The 18,955-nt window shown below is 54.2% G+C and carries 17 protein-coding genes; 16 read left to right on the plus strand and 1 reads right to left on the minus strand.

All coding sequences use genetic code 11. The features are described from left to right. Positions 1 to 16 precede the first annotated feature (16 nt). The gene (locus GM298_RS03925; RefSeq protein ID WP_266153625.1) at positions 17 to 2,305 is read right to left on the minus strand and encodes an FdhF/YdeP family oxidoreductase; all 2,289 of its coding nucleotides are present in this window, start codon (positions 2,303 to 2,305) and stop codon (positions 17 to 19) included. 1,001 nt (positions 2,306 to 3,306) lie between these two features. Here GM298_RS03925 and GM298_RS03930 point away from each other — a divergent pair. The 16 genes from GM298_RS03930 (at position 3,307) to GM298_RS04005 (ending at position 18,948) form a co-directional block, all read left to right on the plus strand. After that, the gene (locus GM298_RS03930) at positions 3,307 to 3,801 is read left to right on the plus strand and encodes a hypothetical protein (protein ID WP_025756852.1); all 495 of its coding nucleotides are present in this window, start codon (positions 3,307 to 3,309) and stop codon (positions 3,799 to 3,801) included. 21 nt (positions 3,802 to 3,822) lie between these two features. Continuing rightward, positions 3,823 to 4,326, plus strand: a complete 504-nt coding sequence (tssJ, locus tag GM298_RS03935; protein ID WP_047958915.1) for a type VI secretion system lipoprotein TssJ — start codon at positions 3,823 to 3,825, stop codon at positions 4,324 to 4,326. Between the two features lie 28 nt (positions 4,327 to 4,354). Further along, a complete protein-coding gene (gene tssK / locus GM298_RS03940; RefSeq protein WP_266153626.1) occupies positions 4,355 to 5,698 on the plus strand; it encodes a type VI secretion system baseplate subunit TssK in 1,344 nt (447 codons plus the stop codon). A gap of 17 nt (positions 5,699 to 5,715) precedes the next feature. Continuing rightward, a complete protein-coding gene (locus tag GM298_RS03945) occupies positions 5,716 to 6,954 on the plus strand; it encodes a DotU family type VI secretion system protein (protein WP_025756849.1) in 1,239 nt (412 codons plus the stop codon). A 2-nt stretch (positions 6,955 to 6,956) separates the two neighbouring features. Then, the gene (tssM, locus tag GM298_RS03950; protein WP_266153628.1) at positions 6,957 to 10,577 is read left to right on the plus strand and encodes a type VI secretion system membrane subunit TssM; all 3,621 of its coding nucleotides are present in this window, start codon (positions 6,957 to 6,959) and stop codon (positions 10,575 to 10,577) included. Between the two features lie 16 nt (positions 10,578 to 10,593). Then, positions 10,594 to 11,310 carry a type VI secretion system-associated protein TagF gene (tagF, locus tag GM298_RS03955; RefSeq protein WP_025756847.1) on the plus strand — a complete coding sequence of 239 codons (717 nt, stop codon included), beginning with the start codon at positions 10,594 to 10,596 and terminating at the stop codon, positions 11,308 to 11,310. Positions 11,311 to 11,321: 11 nt separating this feature from the next. After that, positions 11,322 to 12,338, plus strand: coding sequence for a type VI secretion system protein TssA (gene tssA / locus GM298_RS03960; RefSeq protein ID WP_266153629.1), 1,017 nt, complete (start codon positions 11,322 to 11,324; stop codon positions 12,336 to 12,338). Between the two features lie 75 nt (positions 12,339 to 12,413). Continuing rightward, positions 12,414 to 12,938: a type VI secretion system contractile sheath small subunit gene (gene tssB, locus GM298_RS03965; RefSeq protein WP_008502644.1), complete on the plus strand. Its 525-nt coding sequence runs from the start codon at positions 12,414 to 12,416 to the stop codon at positions 12,936 to 12,938. A 3-nt stretch (positions 12,939 to 12,941) separates the two neighbouring features. Beyond that, complete coding sequence (tssC, locus tag GM298_RS03970) at positions 12,942 to 14,441, plus strand: type VI secretion system contractile sheath large subunit (protein WP_013096181.1); 1,500 nt, start codon at positions 12,942 to 12,944, stop codon at positions 14,439 to 14,441. Positions 14,442 to 14,790: 349 nt separating this feature from the next. Continuing rightward, positions 14,791 to 15,195, plus strand: a complete 405-nt coding sequence (locus GM298_RS03975; RefSeq protein ID WP_225287622.1) for a Rap1a/Tai family immunity protein — start codon at positions 14,791 to 14,793, stop codon at positions 15,193 to 15,195. Beyond that, positions 15,192 to 15,686, plus strand: a complete 495-nt coding sequence (locus tag GM298_RS03980) for a T6SS effector amidase Tae4 family protein (protein WP_025756842.1) — start codon at positions 15,192 to 15,194, stop codon at positions 15,684 to 15,686. Before GM298_RS03975 ends, GM298_RS03980 begins: the two co-directional genes overlap by 4 nt. A 30-nt stretch (positions 15,687 to 15,716) precedes the next feature. Further along, complete coding sequence (locus GM298_RS03985) at positions 15,717 to 16,139, plus strand: T6SS amidase immunity protein Tai4 family protein (protein ID WP_375166478.1); 423 nt, start codon at positions 15,717 to 15,719, stop codon at positions 16,137 to 16,139. Positions 16,140 to 16,319: 180 nt separating this feature from the next. Continuing rightward, entirely contained in the window at positions 16,320 to 16,802 is a 483-nt protein-coding gene (locus GM298_RS03990; protein ID WP_008502640.1) for an Hcp family type VI secretion system effector, read from the plus strand. A 67-nt stretch (positions 16,803 to 16,869) separates the two neighbouring features. After that, a complete protein-coding gene (locus GM298_RS03995) occupies positions 16,870 to 17,277 on the plus strand; it encodes a putative T6SS immunity periplasmic lipoprotein (RefSeq protein ID WP_416347199.1) in 408 nt (135 codons plus the stop codon). 799 nt (positions 17,278 to 18,076) lie between these two features. Continuing rightward, positions 18,077 to 18,475 (plus strand): hypothetical protein, encoded by a 399-nt coding sequence (locus GM298_RS04000; protein WP_266153632.1) that lies wholly within the window; start codon positions 18,077 to 18,079, stop codon positions 18,473 to 18,475. Positions 18,476 to 18,567: 92 nt separating this feature from the next. After that, positions 18,568 to 18,948 carry a hypothetical protein gene (locus GM298_RS04005; protein ID WP_266153633.1) on the plus strand — a complete coding sequence of 127 codons (381 nt, stop codon included), beginning with the start codon at positions 18,568 to 18,570 and terminating at the stop codon, positions 18,946 to 18,948. Positions 18,949 to 18,955 lie beyond the last annotated feature (7 nt).

Here is an 18,955-nt window from a genome sequence, read left to right on the forward strand (position 1 = left end):
CTCTGCGCAAACGGCGTTACAGCATGCGGATCTCTTTTGAGCGCAGGGTGATGCGAACCGGAACCGATTTATAAGACGGCGTACCGCTGTCCTTGTCCAGATAATCGAGCGGGACCAGTACGTTGGCCTCCGGGTAGTAGGCGCCGACAGAGCCCGGGGCGATGCTGTACGCCACCACCGTGATGTCTTCCAGACGCTGTACGCTGCCGGGCAGGGCGGTTTCGATATCCACCCGGTCGCCGTGTTCCAGCCCTGATTGCGCCATATCCTCCTCGTTCATAAACAGCACATCGCGGCGACCAAACACGCCACGATAGCGGTCGTCGAGGGCGTAAATGGTGGTGTTGTACTGGTCGTGACTGCGCAGCGTGATCAGGCGCAGAACGTGCTCACCCTCACCGCTGGCGTTCTCGTGAACACCGTCGAATACCGAGAACATCGCTTTTCCCGTCGCCGTTGGCCAGATACGTTGCGTTGGCGGCAGCGGCATACGGAAACCGCCGGGAACGCGGATCCGCGCGTTATAGTGCTCAAAGCCTGGAATGGTCTGCTCGATCAGATCGCGGATGCGGTCGTAATCCTCAACCAGCGTCATCCAGTCCACGCGCGTGGCCGGCAGGGTCGCTTTCGCCATACCGGCGACGATAGCCGGTTCAGACCGGAGTAGCGGTGAGGCGGGTTTCAGCTTGCCGGAAGAGGCATGCACCATCGACATAGAGTCTTCAACGGTGATGGACTGACGGCCGGTTGTCTGCATATCCAGCTCGGTACGACCCAGACACGGCAGGATAAACGTCTCTTTACCCACCAGCAGATGCGTACGGTTCAGCTTGGTGCCGACGTGGACGCTCAGATCCAGAGTGCCCATCGCCGGGAAACCGCGTTCATGGTCGGGCATCGCCACCGCAAAATTGCCGCCGAGGCAGATAAGCGCTTTTGCCCGGCCGTCGATCATCGCCTGCGTCGCCTGCACCGCGTCATGCCCATGGTGAGATGGCGGCTCAAAACCGAACACCTCCTTCAGACGGTTCAGGAAGGCCGGTGTGGGTTTCTCACTAATCCCAACGGTACGGTTTCCCTGCACGTTTGAATGGCCGCGCAGCGGGCATATTCCCGCGCCGGGCTTGCCAATATTGCCGCGCAGCAGCAGCACGTCAGCGATCAGGCGGACATTGGCCGTCCCTTTATTGTGCTGGGTAATCCCCATCCCGTAGGTAATGATGGTGGCATTCGATTTCGCATAGGCCCCGGCGACCTTTTTGAGCGCTGCCTGGCTCAGACCCGACTCGCGCTCAATATCCTCCCAGCGGGTTTGTGCGATATCTGCGGCAAACGCCTCAAAGCCCTGGGTGTGTTCGGCAATAAAGGCATGGTCGAGCACGCCGCCGCGTTCGGCCTCCATTTCCAGCAGGTGTTTGGCAAGACCTTTCAGCGCGGCGGCATCGCCCCCGGCCTTCACCTGGAAATAGGTTGAAGCGATATCCGTGGAGCCGTAGGTCGCCATTTCAATCACGCTCTGCGGATCCGCAAAACGTTCCAGCGCGCGCTCGCGTAACGGGTTAAAGACGATGATTGGCACATTGCGCCGGGCCAGCTCATGAAGGGTGCCCATCATGCGCGGATGGTTGGTGCCGGGGTTATGGCCGATGGAGATCACCAGCTCAGTCTTGTCGAAATCGTCCAGCGAGACGGTGCCTTTGCCGATGCCTATCGAACGTGGCAAACCGACGCTGGTGGCTTCATGACACATATTCGAGCAGTCGGGGAAGTTATTGGTGCCGTATTCCCGGGCAAACAGCTGGAACAGATACGCCGCTTCGTTCGACGCCCGCCCGGAGGTATAGAACTCAACCTGGTTCGGGTCGAGCCCGCGCATCACCTCGCCAATGCGTTGAAACGCCTCGTCCCATTCCACAGGCCTGAAGGTGTCGCTTTCCCGGTCATAGCGCAGGGGATGCGTCAGCCGACCGTATCCTTCCAGTTCAAAGTCCGATTTTGCCAGCAGCGAGGTGACGCTGTTTTCGGCCAGAAACGCCGGGGTCACGCGTTTGGTGGTCGCTTCCCAGGTCACTGCTTTGGCACCGTTCTCACAAAACTGGAACGTTGATTTGTGTTCTTTGTCAGGCCACGCGCAGCCCGGGCAGTCAAAACCGTCAGGTTGATTGGTGCGCAGCAGCGTCGCCGGGGCATCAAAGGTATCCATTTGGGTACGTACCGCGATGGCCGTGGCCTTCAACGCGCCCCAGCCTCCGGCAGGGCCCGCATAATGTCTGATACCGGGTACTGCGCGTCTTTTCTTGTTCATACCAACTCCTGATCTGTTCAGTCTTACAACGGCGGCATCACGAAAACCACTGAAATGGCAATAAGTAACAGCAATGACGCCCGGCTCGCGCAGGTGAGGCGGCACTGCAAAATGACTTATCTAAAATGTTATTTAATTCAGTGGATTATCTGATGTGTTGCTTAAAGATTTAAAGAAATTATAACGAAATTTTATCATTTTAATAATAAATCTTATCTATCATGCGGTAGGTGCGATAAATGGCAACGAGCTGGGTGGATGTAGCATCATTAAAATTTCGAATGAAACAGATGAGGGGAGGGAAAAGCTATTCATCACGCCCGGTCTGGGGTGAAGCGCATTTTCCACTGGAGATAAAGCCGGAAAGGTTTACTCAGGCTTAATGATTAATGGATATAATTTATGTCTAAGTGGTGAATTATCACAACATGAAATATAACTTATTTTGAGCTGTGAAATTAACGCCGCGCAGCATAAAGGAAATGTCTGAATGGCGATCGCGAATGGCGTTAAATATTAAAGATGCCCTGTTAGTGCAACAAATAATTCATCGTCGATATATTTTTCTGACATCACGAATACGGGAATTCTACTAATTATGGTAGTGGCGATAATAGCCGTATTGGGTTAATGAAACTGGTTCTCTTTTGGTATTTTTCCTTTTTAAAACAGTGCATTAGAATGTGTGTTGGTGGGGAAATAAGCGTATGTAAGACATTTCACGCCATTTGATCAGATTAATCCTATAATTTTCCGACTGCTTCATTAACCACCACTTCCGTGGCGGTAAATATTGAATTGATGCGAAGCTCATGTAAACTTGTTTACCGTTTGTCAAAATATGTCAGGAAGACACAGGGCCTTATTCTGAAGGGCTCGTGCGGTAGCTATGCCCGTAAACCAGTAACGCCCCGAAATTATCCTGGCTATTTTAACAATAGCACTTAAGTCAAACTCCATCCCCTTTTCTCCATCATCGAAATATCGCTACGGAAAAGCATATGAAAATGCGCGTACTGTTTTCACTTCTGTTTGTAATGGCGGTGGCGGGCTGTAAAGCGCCGCAGAAACCTGTGATCAATGACGATACGATCGAGACCAGCCAGGTCAACGGCGTGACCTTAACCCACCGTCATGCGGTGACGCCGCCGACGGAGTTTACGCCGGTCAACGCACCGTATCGTGCCATGTATCCGGCCTCCCTGATGAGCCGTCCTGACTTTGGCGGCAAGGTTATCCGCACGCTCGATACCGGTAAAACGTACGTGGTGCTGGGGCAGGTTGAACACTACTGGATGGCGCTTGCCGATGAAGGTAACGATCAGCTGATTGGTTACGTCCCGATGCGTGCCGTGATTAAAGCCGATCAGTATGAAGCTGCCGTGCGTAAACAGGCCATTCGTCCTAAGGTGCGTAAAAAAGCGACCTGTGTTGATGTCGATGGTAACAGCAAAGCCTGCAAAGACAGCGCTAACGGTACCTGGATCCTGAACTAACGGCGTCATGAGCGCATTTTTATGAATAATAAAAATTTTCATACGCTGTGGTTACTCTTTTACGCGGTGGTTTTCGCCCTTGTCAGTGGTTGTACGTCGTCTTCACACAGCGACCCTTCCCGCTACAATCTGCAGTTTCAGGCCCATCCACAAATCAATGAATCTGCGCCGCTTAAGGTTCGGGTGTTGTTGCTGAAATCCGATGCGGATTTTATGTCCAGCGACTTCTACTCCCTGCAAAACAACGCGTCAGCCACGCTTGGCGCGAATTTGCTGAACAGCGATGTTTTCTTCCTGATGCCGGGACAACTGTCTAAAACCCTCAGCGGGCAAAGCTCTCCGGAGGCCCGCTACATCGGTGTGATGGCGGAATATCAGATGCTGGATGGCAAAAAATGGCGCGTTTCACTCCCTCTGCCTGTGCCTGGCGAAAATCATATCTACCAGTTCTGGAAATGGTCCGCAGATGAGCTTCAGGCCAACGTCTTTCTCGACGTGAACGGCATTCGGGTCATCAGCCAGTAACGCGCTTCATAACAGGAAACACATCATCATGACCAAAGCAGAAAAGGTCGTCTGGACCGAAGGCATGTTCCTGCGTCCACACCATTTTCAGCGGACTGAAAGTTATCTGCTCAACCATGTTCGTGAATGGGGTGCGCTGCAGCGTTCTTATCTGTGGGGCTTTCTCGACGTTGAACTGGATGAAGCGATGCTTCGCCAGGGATGCATTGCCCTGAGCTACTGCAGCGGGTTGCTGCCGGACGGCACCTTTTTCCAGGTCCGTAACGGGCGCAACGGTCCTGTACCGCTGAAAATTCCTGACAACCTCACCAATGAAAAGGTGGTGCTCGCGCTCCCGGTTCGTCGTGGCGAGAAAGAAGAGGTGATTTTTAGCGAAGAGCCAGCCTCACTGGCGCGCTTTATCGCGTTCGAGCAAGAGGTGGAAGACGATAACGCCATGTCGGTGGGAGATGCCACCGTCCAGTTTGGCCGCCTGCGTCTGACCCTGATGCTGGAAAAAGATCTCACCGCTGAATGGACCGCCATCGGCGTGGCGTTTGTGGCTGAGAAACGTAACGACAACCACGTGCGGCTCGATAACAGCTACATCCCGCCGATGCTGAACGCCAACAACAGCCCGCAGATCTACAGCATGATTAACGATCTGCACGGCTTGCTGGTGCAGCGCAGCCAGCAGATTGGCGGTCGTCTGCGCCAGCCCGGCCGCTTCAACACCTCTGAAATGATCGAGTTTACGCTGCTGTCGCTGGTTAACCGTCATCTGGGTGAGGTGTCTCATTTAAAAACCCTCCCGCTGGTGCACCCGGAAACGCTGTGGCGCAGCTGGCTGCCGTTTGCCACCGAGCTCACCACCTGGACGTCGCAACGTACCGCGGAAAGCGTGCTGCCGATTTACGATCATGACGATCTGGCAAACTGCTTCAGCAAACTGATGCTGATGCTGCGTCAGGGACTGTCGCTGGTGATGGAAGACCACGCGATCCAGCTGCCGCTTAACGAGCGCTCTCATGGCCTGAACATCGCCACGGTGCCTGAAACCAGCATGGTGCGTGAGTTTGGCTTCGTGCTGGCGGTAAAAGCCAACGTGCCAGGCGAACACCTGCAAACCCATTTCCCGGCCCAGATGAAGATCGCACCGGTCTCAAAAATCCGCGATCTGGTCCAGCTGCAGCTGCCGGGCATAATGCTGCGCGCCATGCCGGTCGCGCCGCCGCAGATCCCGTGGCATGCCGGCTACATCTACTTCGAGCTCGAGAAGGGCAGCGAGCTGTGGCACGAGATGGATAAGTCCGGCGCATTCGCCCTGCATCTTGCAGGGGAGTTCCCGGGGCTGGATATGGAGTTTTGGGCCATCCGTAGCCCGACAGAATAATAAAGCGAGCGCTTAATATGCAGGAACGACAGGACACCGGCAGTGATGCCGCGTTTACCGGAGCCAGTAGCAACAATCAGCTAGTGGCGGCCGCCAACCCGCTGCTTAATGCGATCCCGCAGATCCGTCATTCGGTGTCGCATGACGATCAGGTGGCGTTGCGCCAGCGTCTGATCGATGAGATTCGCCGTTTCGAAGTCCGCTGCCAGCAGGCGGGGCTGCCCTACGAAGTGATCGTCGGGGCGCGTTACTGCCTGTGCACGGCGCTCGATGAGGCCGCCGCGCTCACCCCCTGGGGCAGCAGCGGCGTCTGGTCAAGCAATGGGCTGCTGGTGACGTTCCATAACGAAACGTGGGGCGGCGAGAAGTTCTTCCAGCTGCTGGCGCGCCTGTCGCAAAACCCGCGCGAGCATATCCTGCTGCTGGAGATGATCAACTACTGTCTGCTGCTTGGCTTCGAAGGACGTTACCGGGTGCTGGACAATGGCCGCACCCAGCTTGACACCATCAAGCAGCGTCTGTGGCAGATGATCCGCGGCGTGCGCGGCAGCTACCCGCCGCCGCTCTCGCCCCATCCGGAAGATCGCCCGGTGCTGCGTAAACTGTGGCGGCCGATGGTGCCCCTGTGGGCCTGCGTGGCGCTGGCCGGGTTTATCGCCTGCCTGTTCTACATCATTCTGAACTGGCGTCTTGGCGACAACACCAACCCGGTGCTGGCGAAGATTTACCAGTCCCAGCTGCCGGAAACCACCATCCAGCAACCGGCACGCCAGATGCCCGCGGTGCTCAATCTGCGTGGTTTCCTGAAGCCGGAAATCGAGGCGGGTCTGGTGGCGGTGAAGGACGAAGCGGACCGCAGCGTCGTTATCCTGAAGGGTGATGGTCTGTTTGCCTCCGCCTCGACCGTCGTGCGCGACCGCTATGAACCTGTCATCAACCGCATTGCACAGGCGATGAATAACGTCAGCGGCAAAATTCTGGTGGTGGGCTACAGCGACAACGTGCCGATTCGCAGCGCGCGCTTTGCCTCTAACTATGAACTCTCTCTGGAACGTGCCCGCTCGGTACAGAAAATGCTGCAGGGAAGCCTCTCTCAGCCTGGCCGCGTGAAAGCGGAAGGGCGGGGCGAGATTAACCCGGTAGCGCCGAACACGACGCCAGAAAACCGCGCCCGTAACCGCCGTGTGGAAATTACTCTGCTGGTGTCGCCTGAAAATACGCAGGCTGAGCTGAACGGATTGCCGCAAGGAAACTAAGGATGCTGACTACACTTCTTTCCATTTTGACCAACCGCATTCTGTGGAGCTTCCTCGGCGTAACGGCGCTTGCGGCGGTGATCTGGATGATTGGTCCCCTGTTGTCCATCGTGGACACCCGACCGCTCGAATCTGAGCAGAACCGTATTATCAGCATCGCCGTGGTCTATCTGCTCTGGGCGCAGGGCCACATTCTGCCGCGGCTGTACAATGCCTGGCTGAACCGCAAGCTGATGGACAAGCTCAATGAGAACACCACCAGCCCGGAAGCGGCGGATCCGCAGAAACGGCTGAACAACGAGGAGCAGATCCTCGCCAGCCGCTTTGATGAAGCCGCGCAGATGCTGAAAAAAGCGCACTTCAGCAAAGCGGGACAGGGTGCCAAGTGGACGCAGCGTTTTAGCACGCAATATCTCTATCAGCTGCCGTGGTACGTCATTATCGGCGCGCCAGGTTCGGGGAAAACCACGGCGCTGGTGAATTCCGGCCTGCAGTTCCCGCTGGCCGACCGGTTCGGTAAGACCGCGCTGCGGGGCATTGGCGGTACGCGTAACTGCGACTGGTGGTTCACCAACGAGGCGGTGCTGCTGGACACGGCGGGTCGCTACACCACGCAGGAGAGTGAGCAGGTGCAGGACGCCGGCGAATGGCTGCAGTTCATGGGGCTACTGCGCAAGTATCGCCGCCGCCAGCCGATCAACGGAGTCATCATTACCATCAGCATTTCTGACCTGCTCACCCAGTCTGCCGAGGCGTCCCGCCAGCAGGCGGTGAACCTGCGTCAGCGTCTGTCTGAACTGCATGAACAGCTGGGCATTCGCTTCCCGGTCTACGTGATGGTAACCAAGGCCGACCTGCTTAAAGGCTTCCGCGCCTGGTTTGCCGACTACGACAAAGCGCAGCGCGACCAGATCTGGGGCTTTACCCTGCCATGGGAGCAGACCAAACACGCCGATTTCGACCTGATGGGCAACTTCCACCAGGAGTTTTCGCTTTTACAGCAGCGCCTGGATGCCGGGCTGCCGGAAACCATGCTCAAAGAGCATGACGCTAAAACCCGTGCCGAAGCGTACCTCTTCCCACAGGAGTTCGCTGCCCTGCGTCCGCTGCTGGCGGATTACCTGAGCACGGTCTTCGCCCGCTCCAACTTTGAAACCGAGTTCTCCCCACGCGGGATTTACTTCGCCAGCGGTACTCAGGAAGGGATGCCGTTCGACCGGGTGATGGGCGAACTGAACCGCGCGCTGTCGCTGCCGGAAGGGGATGAGTCAGCACACTGGGATTCGGTCAGCAAAGAAGCGCCTATTCCGGGCGCAAAAGGCCAGAGTTTCTTCATTAAAAACCTGCTTCAAAACGTCATTTTCCAGGAAGCCGGCATCGCCGGTGAAAACCGCTGGTGGGAACTGCGCAACCGGGCGGTGATCTGGTCTGGCTACGCGGCGCTGCTGGCCCTGCTGGTGATCCTGGGTAGCCTGTGGCTGACCAGCTATGCCAAAAACAAGGCTTATCTGGACGAGGTGGATGCGAAGGTGCCCCTGCTGGACCAGCAGAGCAAAGCGTTGCAGAACCAGCCTCAGCGCGATCTGTTCGATTTGCTGCCGCTGCTGAACGGGCTGGTTGACCTGCCGAAAAGCGACTCCTTTGACGTCAATGACCCACCGGTCTCCCGCCGTATGGGGCTCTACCGTGGGGATGACGTCAGCGACGCCGCCCAGTCGCTGTACCAGAAAGCACTGGATCAGATGCTGCTGCCTGCCGTCGCCATGCACATCACCACCTGGCTTCGTAACGACAACGGCAGCGATGTGGAATACAGCTATGAAGCGCTGAAGGCTTACCAGATGCTCTACCAGCCGAAGCACTATGACGGTAAATTCCTGCACTCGTGGGTGATGCTCAACCTGCAGCGTAACCTGCCGCAGAATGTGACGAAGGCGCAGCTGCAGCAGCTTGAATGGCACCTGACGCAGCTGCTGGAGCCGAAAATTCAGGCCTCCCCGTACGCGCAGGACGAGTCCCTGGTGGCACGCGAAAGAGCGTTGATCAACCAGCAGCCGCTCTCCACGCGCGTGTACGGTCGTCTCAAGCGCCTGCTGGAGCATGATGAAAACCTTAAACCGGTCTCCCTTTCCGACCTGGGCGGACCACAGAGCGAGCTGGTCTTTTCCCGCAAAAGCGGTAAGCCGGTGAGTGAAGGTGTGCCGGGCCTCTATACGCCGGACGGCTACTGGAAAAGCTTTAACAGCCAGATTGACAGCGTCACCACGGCACTGCACGAGGACGACGCCTGGGTGCTGGGGGCCAGCACCGCGCAGGAAGATAAACAGCAGATCGATAACGCCGTCCGCCAGCTCTACATGCGCGACTTTATCGCTAACTGGGATAGCTTTCTTGCCGACATTCAGCTGAATAACAGCGCCGATCTTTCCCAGCGCATCAACACCGCGCGCCTGCTCTCGGGCGCAAACTCGCCGCTGCGCCGTCTGGTGCAGAACCTGAGCCAGGTACTGACGCTGTCGCGTAATGCACCGACGCCGGAAGAGGCGGGTAAAGCACAGGAGCAGAGCAACCGGGCGACCCGCACCCTGGAAGCGCTGTTCAGCAATAATGACAATGCCCCGACGCAGGCTGCGGTGGTTACCCAGGCGCCGGAGCAGCTGGTGACCGACCACTATGCGCCGATGATTGATCTGGCCCAGCCGCTGGAGAAGGGCGGGAAAACCATCGTCTTTGATGATTTTCTCAAGCAAGTGGATGAGCTGTATCGTTACCTGACCGCCGTACAGGACGCCGCCAACAGCGGCATGCCGGCCCCGGGTGGCGAGGCGATAAGCCGCCTGCAGGCCAGCGCCGGTCGTCTGCCGGGCGGGCTGCAAACCATGTTCAGCAATATGGCGGTAGGCGCCAGCAGCGACACCCAGCGCCGTGACCTGGAAAACGTGCGTAAGCGAATCAGCGTTGAGGTGGGGGGGTTCTGCCGTCAGGCCATTGCCGGTCGCTACCCGCTGGTGCGCAGCGCCAGCACCGAGGTGACCCCTGACGATCTGGCGCGCATGTTTGCGCCGGGCACCGGACTGATGGACGCCTTCTTCCGCGACAACCTGACCAACAAGGTAGACACCACCCAGGCGAACTGGCGCTTTATGCCGGGCATCGACGGTAAAACGCTGCCGGGCAGCGAAGGGCTGCTGAGACCGTTCCAGCAGGCCCAGTCTATTCGCGATGCCTTCTTTGCTAACGGGGCAACCACGCCGTCCTTCAAGGTGACGGTACGCACCGTGCGAATGGATAATACCATTCTGAACCTGACCCTGGACGTTGACGGCCAGCTGCTGCGCTACAGCCATGGCCCGCAGGCCGTGCAGATCATGAACTGGCCTGGGCCGGGCGGTACCAACCAGGTGCGTATGCAACTGGGCCTGGCGAACGGCAGCACGGCAACGCTGGTGACCAACGGCGCCTGGGCACTGAACCGCTTCTTCGATAAAGCGAGCACCAGCCCGGGGGCGGGGAGCCTGAGCCGTCAGGCCACCTTCAACGTTGACGGACATCAGGTCACGCTGGAGTTTGCGCCTAACAGCATTCGCAACCCGTTCCAGCTTCCTCGTTTCTCATGCCCATAACCGCAAGGACAGCCGTATGACGAATACCCCTGCGATGAACCGCTACAGCTGGTATGGCAAATTACCCAGCGCCGGAGATTTTTTGCAGCGCCGCTTTCCTGACACCTTACAGCGCCAGTGGTCGCACTGGTTTCAGGTCGGTCTGCTGGCCTGGCAACAGGAAGAGCAGCGCAGCGGCGAACGCCAGTTTCACAAAGCCCCGGTCTGGAATTTTGTTGTACCGCCGATGCTTGGCAGCCAGATGATCCAGATGGGCTGTCTGCTGCCCGGCCGCGACAGCGTTGGCCGCCAGTACCCGGTGTGCCTGCAGCTGAGCTTCGCCCCGTCTGAATGGTCGACCAGCCTGCTCAGCCAGGCTGAGAGCTGGTACCAGCAGATTGGGCGCCTGGGTCTGCACGCGGTGCGCAACAGTTTTTCCGCCTCGCAGCTGGATGAAATGCTGATGACCATTCCGGCGCCCCAGCCCGTCGAGCCGCAAAAGCGTTCCGACATCCTTGACGTGATCGGTTATGACGAGGACGGCCAGAACACCCTGGGCTGGCCACAGGCGGCAGAATGTTTTGATCCCCTTCGGCAGACCAGCTACTGGTGGACCAACCGCTGCGACGGTTACCCGCTGTACACCCACGTTCACAGCGGTAACTTTACCGGGCAGCTTTTCACCCTGCTGTTCGATCCGGCAGGGGGGGCCCGCCCGGGCCGTCACGGTCTCTATCCGCCCATGTTTGAATAAGCAGGGATCTTATGAATATCGAAGAATTTCTCGCGCCAATAAGCCCCGACAAGCCCTGCGGCGAAAACCTGGAGTACGACGCTGATTTTCAGAGCATGAACCAGGCAAGCCTCGGGAAAGCGGAACAACAGTTTGGCGACACCATTATCCCGGCAGAGCCAGCGGACTGGAACACGGTGGAAAAATTCGCCACCAGCCTGCTGACCCGCACCAAAGATCTTCGCGTGCTGCTGGCGTTAACCCATGCCTGGACACGCCGCCGTGGGCTGGCCGGTTACGCTGACGGATTACTGCTGGTGCAGGAGGCGATCACCCGTTACTGGGAGCCGCTCTATCCACTGCTGGAAGAGTATGGCGAAACCGATCCGTTTTACCGCATTAACGCCCTGGCGGGGCTGAGCGACAAGTCTGAGCTCACCGTCGCGGTGCGAAACGCCTCGCTGTTGCGTTCAAACGGCGATGAGATTTCGCTGCGGGATGCCCAGGCGCTGCTGGACGGCAGTAAGACGGAGTGTCCGGACTATCCCGGTGGCCGTCCAAGGCTGATTGACGAGCTCTCCCGCGGCGACCAGCCGGGAACCGCAGCGGTTATCGTCATTCACGAACGGCTGCTGGCGATCCGCGAGCTGCTCACCGGCTATCTCGGCGAGAGCGGAGTGCCGGAGATGGAGCAGTTGCTGAAAACCGTGGGGCTGGTGGCCAGCGCCTGTCAGGTGACCGACATCAGCAAGCTGCTGCCAAACCGTGAGGCGCAGGCTGAACAGCCCGCCGCCTCGCAGCCGATGGCCGCGCAGCCTGTCCAGCAGGTCACCGACTGGCGCAGCGTGCAGGTCACCAGCCGCGCCGATGCCCAGCTGATGCTGGAAAAAGCGAAGCAGTATTTTGCACAGTACGAACCGAGCCACCCCGCACCGCTGATGATTGAACGGGTGCAGCGGCTGTCAGAACTTAACTTTATGGACATTATTCGCGACCTGGCGCCAGACGGCGTTAACCAACTGGAAAACATCTTTGGACGCCGCGAATAACGCGTCCAGGCATTATGACGACAGGCATGGAGCCTGCCGTTTCACCTTCACCGCGCATCTTTGATGGAGAACATCATGGCAATGAGTAACAGTGGGCAGAAATTCATCGCACGTAACCGTGCCCCCCGCGTGCAGATCGAGTACGACGTAGAGATCTACGGTGCAGAACGTAAAATTCAGCTGCCGTTCGTGATGGGCGTTATGGCCGATCTGGTCGGCAAACCGGTGGAAAACCTGCCGGCCGTGGATGAGCGCAAATTCCTCGAAATTGACATCGATAACTTTGACGAACGCATGAAGGCGCTGAAGCCGCGCGTGGCGTTCCAGGTGGACAACACCCTGACCGGCGAAGGTAAGCTCAACGTCGATCTGACCTTCGACAGTATGGACGACTTCCTGCCGGATGCGGTGGCCCGCAAGGTCGAGCCGCTGAACAAGCTGCTGGAAGCGCGTACACAGCTCTCCAACCTGCTGACCTATATGGACGGCAAAAACGGTGCGGAAGAGCTGATCGCTAAAATTCTGCAGGATCCGACACTGCTCAAATCCCTGAGCCAGTTGCCGAAAAATGACGAAAGCGCGAAAGGTAGCGAGGAATAATCGATGAGCAACCAGACTCAACAACATGAGCAGCAGGCGGGTCAGGCGTTCAGCCAGGATGAATTCAGCGCGCTGCTGAACAAAGAGTTCCGCCCGAAAACCGACCAGGCGCGTTCCGCCGTAGAAAGCGCGGTCAAAACCCTGGCGCAACAGGCGCTGGAAAATACCGTCACCTTCTCAAACGATACTTACCGCACCATTCAGAATCTGATTGCGGGTATCGATGAGCAGCTGTCACAGCAGGTAAACCAGATTATTCACCACGAAGAGTTTCAGAAGCTGGAGAGCGCCTGGCGCGGTCTGAGCTACCTGGTGAACAACACTGAAACCGACGAGATGCTGAAGATCCGCTTTATGAGCATCTCCAAGCAGGAGCTGGGCCGTACCCTGAAACGCTACAAAGGCGTGGGCTGGGACCAGAGCCCAATCTTCAAGAAAATCTACGAGCAGGAGTACGGTCAGTTTGGTGGTGAGCCGTTTGGCTGCATCGTCGGCGACTACTACTTCGACCACAGCCCGCAGGACGTTGAGCTGCTGGGTGAAATGGCGCGCATCGGTTCGGCGGCCCACTGTCCGTTCATCACCGGTACCGCACCGGGCGTGATGCAGATGGAGTCCTGGCAGGAGCTGGCCAACCCGCGCGATCTGACCAAAATCTTCCAGAACACCGAGTACGCCGCCTGGCGTTCACTGCGTGAATCTGAAGATGCCCGCTATCTGGGCCTGGTGATGCCGCGCTTCCTGTCGCGCCTGCCGTACGGGATTCGCACTAACCCGGTCGACAGCTTTGACTTTGAAGAGCAGACCGACGGCGCGAACCACAACAGCTACGCGTGGGCGAACGCCGCGTATGCGATGGCAGCCAACATCAACCGCTCCTTCAAAGAGTACGGCTGGTGCACCTCGATTCGCGGCGTGGAGTCCGGCGGGGCGGTGGAAAACCTGCCGTGCCACACCTTCCCGAGCGATGACGGCGGCGTGGACATGAAATGTCCAACCGAGATCGCCATCAGCGACCGTCGAGAAGCCGAGCTGGCGAAAAACGGCTTTATGCCGCTGGTTCACCGCAAAAACTCTGACTTCGCTGCCTTCATCGGCGCACAGTCTCTGCAAAAACCGGCGGAGTACCATGACCCGGATGCGACCGCTAACGCGCGCCTTGCGTCTCGTCTGCCGTACCTGTTCGCCTGCTGCCGTTTTGCTCACTACCTGAAGTGCATCGTGCGTGACAAAATCGGCTCCTTCCGCGAGCGCGAGGAGATGGAACGCTGGCTGAACGACTGGGTAATGAACTACGTGGACGGCGACCCGGCGAACTCCTCCCAGGAGACCAAGTCCCGCAAACCGCTGGCGGCTGCGGAAGTGCAGGTGCAGGAAATTGAAGACAACCCGGGCTACTACGCCGCGAAGTTCTTCCTGCGTCCACACTACCAGCTGGAGGGGCTGACTGTATCCCTGCGTCTGGTGTCTAAACTGCCGTCGCTGAAGACGAAAGACGCGTGATAATAGCTGCCGGTCCGTCAGGGCCGGCAGCTATGACGCTGTATATGAAACAGATAATGAATTTGAAGGGAATTATTGATGAAAAAATTCATTATCTATTTCATCGCTTATTTATTGCTTTTGATGTCGGCAATGGTCTTTTTTAGTACATGTATTTACTACCTATTGTTCTTTGACTGGCAACAGGGTGTTTTGAGAGCAATATTGCATGTACTTTGGCTTGTCGGATGTATTGCACTCGCGATGTGCATATACGCTGCCGGTGAGAAAATCAAAAAGTGTTGTTAATCCTTCACTGACCACGTTTAGTTAAGCTGAAAGAGAAATCTAATCTGGAGCAGGAGAAACAATGAAGTTACTTACCCTACATACGTTGCTGTTTGCCGGTCTGTTGGGAGCTGCGCCACTATGGGCTGCTAATGGTCAGAATGACTCATCAAATCTTCTACGCGACCCTAATACGCTGTCCCGTAATGATGTACGAATGAGCGGAGAAAAGTTTCTTGCAGCGTGGCTCGCAAAAGATAACGAGCAGGAGCAGCTTAAGGCGAATATGTACCTGCTTGGGGTAATGGATGCGACGGAGGGCAAATCCTGGTGTGGATATACGGTCGCCTTACCCGGTTCATTACGAGAGAGCATTTATAGCTATTTCAGAAAATTGCCTGAAAACCGTAAGAAAGAAGCTGCAGCGTCGTTAATCACCGAGGCTCTGGCGCAGGATTTACCGTGCAAAAAAGGAGTTCAACCATGAAACCGTTGTATGCACAGTTAAAAGCACAACATTACTCCTCTAACGAAGCGCGTCCTGGTTATGTCCCTCGGGATGATCTCTTTAACGAAATAGGTTACGACGCAAACGTGCTCATCAAATCCAATCCTGGGTATATGAATACTTGCGCAGTGCGAATGAGTCTCGCCCTCTTAAAGTGTGATGTTAAATTTGAAGGACGTTTGGCTATAAAGAATGGACCATATAAGGGTAAAAAAATTGAACCTGGTGCGAAGCTTTTAGCTGACCAACTCTATAAAGCGAGTGTGTTTGGCAAGGCAGAAATCTATACTGATATTCGTGAGGCAGGTCAAAAACTTCGTAACCGTAAAGGTGTGATTTTCTTTAACCGTATAACTAATTACAACGGTGGACACATCGACCTATTGGAGCCGGTAGGGGATAACATGATGCAGTGCAATTCCGATTGTTATACCGACTGCAAAGAGATTTGGTTCTGGGAACTGAGATAACGCTATAGCGTAAATAAAGATATCGCCATGATAAAAAAAACGCTTTGCCTGTTTCTTTTTCTGACTAGTTGCACATCTTATTCTGCTAATACCTACCCTCAATTCTTTCATCAGCAAACTTACAGACAGGTAATGAAAGATTACGTTCTGGCACGCTGTCTTGCTGAGGTGGCAGATGAAGATGCTCAGTTTTCTGCTGATGCAGGACTCAGTGCAAGCGCACTGTTGGAGTGGATGCCTTTCGATGTTGAAAATGGCATGGAGAAAATTGAGGCAGTTATAAAAAAATATAAAGACGAAAAGAACAGCTTTCACTCCGAGCGTTCTCAAAAAATAAAAGGCGTAACCTTAAACTGTTTACGTCTTTATCATAGCGACGAACTGAACAAACTGGTTCCGCAAGTCATCATTGGCGATCCTGAACGTACCTGGATTCAGGATAACCCGCAGTAGTAAAAGACTTCACATTCTTTCCGTTCATTCAGGGGGAATGTAAGGCTGTCAAATGACACGGGTCATTTGATATGAGGCAGAGGTAAAATATGGACGGTTTTATTCAGCCCCATGCTTTCCTGTTTGCCATATAAGTGCTTTTTCGAAAGCAATATTGTTCATCCACGAAGAGTAGATATTATGGCTATTGATATGTTTCTGAAGGTCGAGGGTGTTACTGGCGAATCTAAAGATTCTAACCACACCGGCTGGACTGATATTACCTCCTTCTCCTGGGGCGCTTCCCAGCCTGGTAATATGAGCGTTGGTGGTGGCGGCGGTGCCGGTAAAGTTAACTTTAACGATCTGCACGTTAACGCCCTGATCGACAAATCCACCACAGCAATCCTGAAACACTGCGCCAGCGGTAAACACCTGACCAAAGTTGAGCTGTCCGTCTGTAAAGCCGGTGGCCAGCAGGTGGAATACTCCCGCATCACCCTGGAAGATGTGCTGGTCACGTCTGTTCAGTACACCGGTGCAGACAACGGCGATACCGTTGGTGTGACCTATGCATTCCAGGCTGCGAAAGTGAAACAGCAGTACTGGGAGCAGACCACGTCTGGTGGTAAAGGTGCTGAAAGCAGCGCTGGCTGGAACATCAAAGAGAACAAAGAAGCGTAATTGCGCATGTGGCCGGGGAATTTTCCCCGGTCTTTATCAACGTCAAAAGCCCTCAGGATCGGCGGGCATGGTTATAAAAAAGTTATTCGGTGTGTTTGCTGTCACGTTAATGGCGAGCGCCTGTGTGTCTCATCCGGCACAATATCAGTCGCTTTCGGTTACGCTAAAGAACAACGAGCCCTGCTTTGCTATTCCTGCTAACTCTGGGTTAGACGCGCCTGTCACCAGTCATTCACCCACCATAATGAAACGCGCGGGAAATGAATGGAAGGCGATATCGCTGCCGTCAACGTTTAGCCCTGAGGTGACGTTAACGGCTCAACAATGTTATCAGTGGACGGGGATTGCGTGGCAAACGGGAGAATATGATGTTGCTCTGAAAGTGTCAGGGAAAAACGATTCTATTCGTTATGCGGCTCGTTTCATCTTAGAAGAAGGCCCCTCAGATCAGTTTAAGCTTACGCAGACTGAATAGAATGTGTTAACCCCAAACGCCGCCGTTCTGGCCCCGAGCGAGGCAGCGTTTGAGTGTAATTACATCGGTCGCTGCGAAGCAGATGTTAATTATATTCCTCGGGCACCACATCTGGTGTTATAGAACAATGACCGCACCATCTTGCATTTGCAGATCACTGTTCGCGATGATGCTCAGGACGAATGCAGAGCCAGCAACCGTGAAATTAATTTATGGTGAAAATGGACTATTTACTATTGTTTCTTATTGTGGTCTTGTTTCTGATTGTTGTAATCATGGACCTATTCAGCTCTCGTTTTTTTAAAAAGCACGAGAATGATTATAATCAGCTACTTTCTGACTACCGGCGCAAAGGATATGATCTGGATCTTGTGACAAATTACGCTTATTTTTTTGGTTCACTAGCTAATTACCAAAAAATAATCTGGTTTGTACGCCTTTATAAAGGCGTCAGAATGAAGTTTACCCATGAAAGGTTTGTGCAGGAAGAAGCTTATAAATACGTACGGTCGTTACCGGACGAAAGAATTGGCTGGATGCTAAAGTTACATCGTCGTTATAAAATACAGGCGTTAATATTCATTCTGTGGCTCATTGTTGGATTATATTTTATAACCTTCATTAAATAGTTTTTGTATTCAATTTCTCAACGGATAACAATCATTAGGTGTCCCGACTGCTGGGGCTGGAGCGCTTGTTTACGGATTAATCATAGGTGCTGCTGGCGATGCTGGAGGTACGAAAGTAGATGGGTTTGTTGGCGAGAAGATCGGTATCTTAATATTCAGTGGGGAATGATATGATTGCTAATGATATTTTCTCCATTTTTGTGATTTCTCTTTTTGCTCTGTTCTTAATCCTGATGGTTACTTTTTATATTGATTATCGAAAGCACTCGGGTGAAGTTTCGGAAATATATAATGCATTAACGAAAGCCAGATTATTAAGGAAGGAAGATTATCAAGTTTGGGAAGGCTTGGGGTTCTGGGGGTTCGGTTTCCGTATCACAATTTTATCAAGGTTATTACGGGGAAAAAGCGTTAAGCTAACCGACTCTCGAAGGTTTCAATCTCATGCATGTCATGATGTTTTGTCCGACTTTGAACTCTTCTGGGTTTATTCATATGATAAGAAAATAAAATTCACAGCTGCTGTTTTTATACTGCTTTTAGTCATGGCAAGTGTTGGTATTGTATAAACATTTATTACTATGGGAATTTTTTTTGTGTTAATCATGCCAGCGTAATTAAGTCATGTAATTTATTTTTTTTCGGGGTGGTGTACGAGTCAATGCGCCTGATGCTGCTTTCTTTTGTATTTTTAGGTTTGTTTGTTTCTTTGGTTTTATACGTCTATTTTTATCGGAAACACTCTCAGGAACTAACAAAAGCATTTCACCTCCTGAGTAGTAAACAATTCTTAGATATAAATGATTATCTTTTTTATGAGCAGCTTGGATTACCTGGGTTTGCGCATCGCGTATTCTTAATGAGAAAAATAATGGCGTGCAAGCCGATAACGTCAGGTAGCAGAAGGCAAATTTCTCCTGAAGCAGGAAGATTTATACTTTCAATATACCGTTTTCCCTGGATTGCAACGTTCCATAAATTAACGGTTTTTGTCGTGTTTTTAATGTTAATGTTAATTGTGCTAGTTGCTACCGGGCGATAAAAGAACC

Source organism: Enterobacter sp. HSTU-ASh6 (genome assembly GCF_026319105.1).
GTDB classification, from domain to species: domain Bacteria; phylum Pseudomonadota; class Gammaproteobacteria; order Enterobacterales; family Enterobacteriaceae; genus Enterobacter; species Enterobacter sichuanensis.